The organism is Bifidobacterium asteroides, assembly GCF_003202695.1.
In the GTDB taxonomy this organism is placed as follows: Bacteria; Actinomycetota; Actinomycetes; order Actinomycetales; family Bifidobacteriaceae; genus Bombiscardovia; species Bombiscardovia asteroides_G.
Map to the genome: position 1 here is coordinate 1 of NZ_QGLL01000011.1, position 3,205 is coordinate 3,205.

A 3,205-nucleotide genomic window follows, 5' to 3' on the forward strand; every position below is an offset into this window, starting at 1 on the left:
CCGTCATCCAGTTGTCGCTAGCGGAAGCCTTGGTGCGAGTCAGACTGGCGCGCCACAGTACCCAGGGGACCCGAACGGACGGTGACCCCTGCTGCGGTAACAGGAAAAAACAAACCCCAACAAGGCGGGTTCGAGATAACGGACCGGCATTCCTCCAATGGAACCAGGGTGTCCGGCCGTCTGCTCGCGCCTGGTGAAACGGCGCCTGTCGGCCCCTCGGGCACTTTCTCTCTTGCTGACTCCGACTTCATGATCGAGGAGCTTGACCGCGAAGGGGCGACGGGATCGTCGAGCGGTCCCCCGTCCTCTGGCCTGGGAGGTGGCGGTGGTGGCTGTGCCGAGCGGTGAATGGACCGGCGTCAGCGGGGTGTCTGATGCTTTATTCTAGTGGAGACAGTGATGGTAGGAGTGGTTGGCAGCTGCTCTTTCCTTGCGTGATGTTGCTCAAGGGTGGTGTGTGATGGCTGTTGGTGTTTCCGGCTCCTTGCGGCTTCCTGCGGGGGGGGGCTCCTGGCTGCAGAGCGCGTCTTCGGTCATGTCGCGGGTGGCGGGGTGCGCGCGTCGCGAAGGTTGAAAGGGGAGATTGATTATGGCTGGTGAGCTTAGGGTTTCGTATGATGAACTTAAAGCTGTTTCTTGGGTTTTGAAGAATATTGAAGAGACGATTGGTGATTTTACGGGTGCCCAGGCTGATTCGAATTGCATAGGTCATCCTTCAGTGATCAATGCGTATGGCGATTGCATAGCCCGTTTGCATACGTTGAGCCGTAAATATTCGAGGAAGGCGGGTGACCTTGGATCGATGCTTGACAATGTGGTCGAGGAGTTCCGCGAGGCGGACGACAGGATAGGGGGCCAGGCTGGTCAGATGCTCGGCTCCGGTTCGAGTGCTGAGGCGGTGCGCCGTGGCTGAGCAAGGCATCCACTTCAGCATGGTGGTCCCTGATGGCTGGGAGAGGATGGATCTTACTGGAAAGGGGAGGCGGGATTACGCTCGTGCGCAGGCTCGGAGGGCGGTGGAGCAGATACCGGCTTTGGCGGGCAAAAGGCAGGTGATAGAGGACAGGCTCTACCGTGAGCTCACATCCTCTTGGGCGAAAGGCGTGAGGTATGGGGCTGCAATGGCGCAGCCCACTGCCGATGGGATTCTGGATGCTTCGGTAACCGTCTCGATTCTTCCTGAGCCTCCTCATCATGACGATGAATCCGTTTTCGAGGCGATATCTGCCACGGTTCATGAGAATGATGAGGATTCGGATGGTGATGACGAGTCGGATGTTTCGATGATCAATCTGCCGCAGGCGGGAAGGGCGGTGCGGGTTCTCGGGCATCGCACCTTGCATCCGGGCGAGGGCTCCCGGCCGCTCAAATATTCGGTCCTGCAGACTTTTGTTCCTTTTGGAGGCCGTGTGGTCGTGGTGATGGGGTTCACGTTTTCCTCTGATGTGGAGGATCAGTTATTTGAATTGTTCGATTTGATCACCGGCACATTGTCGGTATGGCTCGATGGGGGCGTTGACAGATGAGTTTGAATATTAACTGGTCCATGCTCGAGTTCTACTTGGACCCTGTACCCGGGGATCCGGACGGGGTCAGAGAGTGTGCTGACGCGGCAGACTTGAAGTCTTCAGCGGTGGATGACTTGAAAGATGATGTGAGCCGGATCAGGTCCGATCACGACAACGGATCGGTGTTCGTTGGCAAGGCGGCGGATAGGTTTGTCTCCAAGCTGGAGGATTTTCCCAGCAATCTTTCCAGCTTGTCGGATGGGTTGAATGCGATTTCTCAGACCCTGAATTTGTGGGCCAACTGCATGGAGGATTGCCAGCGCAAGGCCTTGGATGCTTATAATCGGGCGGTGGATGCCCAGAATAAGGCCTCCGATGCGAACTCAAAGCTGTATGGGGCTCTCGGCGGCGCGGCCACTGCCGGCACGGCTTCGCTGCAGGTGAAAGGTCCGCTGGGTGTGGATCGTGGTCCGCTGGGTGTGGTGGATCGTAGTCCACTGGGTGTGGATTTTAGTCTGCCGGCTGCGGATGTGCGACGGGCGCAGCGCAATGCCGATGCCGCCAAGGGGCAGGTGGATTTCTTCCGCAAAAAGTTGGAAGAGGCGCAGGGATCGTATGATGCAGCCTGCCGTGATGCTCGCATGGCTGTCGACAATTATAATAACGGCGCCGATGCTGCTGTTAGCTGGCTGAACGGGGCTCTGGACGATTTGCCGCCGGTCTCGGTGTTCGATCGTGTCTATTACAGCGATGCCTGGCGGACGATCGTCAAAGTCGCGGAGATCGCCGGCTATGTTGTCAGCTTTGCGATGCTGTTTTTGGGGCCTGGGGGCATACTCGGCCTGCTTGCTTTCGCGCTGGCCGCCGTAGGCTTTCTAAATGATATTGTGGCTTTTATCTGCGGAGACGAAAACGCGGTGCAGTTATTCCTTGGTTTTCTCTCAATGGTTTTGGCTGGTGCTCCAGGTGTTTTAGTGAAACAGAGCGCTGCTGGTTTGCGGTTTTTCGCTGAGTCAAAGGGATTGCCGATGTATCAGCGGGTGATCGGCGGACTAAATTCGTACGGCCGTAATTCCGGCATGGTCACGGATATTGATGTCGCACTGAGACAGAGCAATTATAAATTGCTTGACAATAGCGGCTTCGCCAACCAGCCCAGGGAGAAGATTATTGAATTCCTTAGGGCCCTTCCCGAAGGGCCGAAAAAGGAAGCGACCCGCCTATTCAATGATTATCAGTTAGAGGGCGTATTGCCGCGTGATTGGAAATGGCTGCTGGAGCAAAGCGATCTGTACGGGGTCTTCAATCCGGCGGATGCTGCGACGATAATGCGGTTTGGGCTGGATGCGAGCCGCGAGACTTTGCGTGCAGACGCTATGAAGAATGTGGCTCAGGATATGGTTGATGCAGAAAGGCGTGTCGAAGACCATAAGGCTGAGCATAAGACCGGATTCGGGGCCGGCCTGACGGAGTGGGCCGGCCTGCTTGCCCCGGCTGCGCCGGTTCTTGGCCTGGTGGGCCGAGTGGCGGATTCGATGCTTTGAGCGGGAGGATGGTGTGTGATGGCTGTTGGTGTTTCTGGTTCCTTGCGGCTTCCTGCGGGGGGCTCCTGGCTGCAGAGGGCGTCTTCGGTCATGTCGCGGGTGGCGGGGTGCGCGCGTCATGCGGCTGCGGGGGAGCGTGCCTTTTCCCGTGCC

General features: G+C 57.6%; 3 protein-coding genes. All 3 read left to right on the forward strand.

Going from position 1 to position 3,205, the window contains the following annotated elements; genetic code table 11:
* The first annotated feature begins 589 nt into the window (after positions 1-589).
* The 3 genes from DKK75_RS07950 (at position 590) to DKK75_RS07960 (ending at position 3,052) form a co-directional block, all read left to right on the forward strand.
* Positions 590-913, forward strand: coding sequence for a hypothetical protein (locus tag DKK75_RS07950; protein WP_110452894.1), 324 nt, complete (start codon positions 590-592; stop codon positions 911-913).
* 208 nt (positions 914-1,121) lie between these two features.
* A complete protein-coding gene (locus DKK75_RS07955) occupies positions 1,122-1,526 on the forward strand; it encodes a hypothetical protein (RefSeq protein WP_146208643.1) in 405 nt (134 codons plus the stop codon).
* Positions 1,523-3,052, forward strand: coding sequence for a WXG100 family type VII secretion target (locus DKK75_RS07960; protein ID WP_110452896.1), 1,530 nt, complete (start codon positions 1,523-1,525; stop codon positions 3,050-3,052). Before DKK75_RS07955 ends, DKK75_RS07960 begins: the two co-directional genes overlap by 4 nt.
* Positions 3,053-3,205 lie beyond the last annotated feature (153 nt).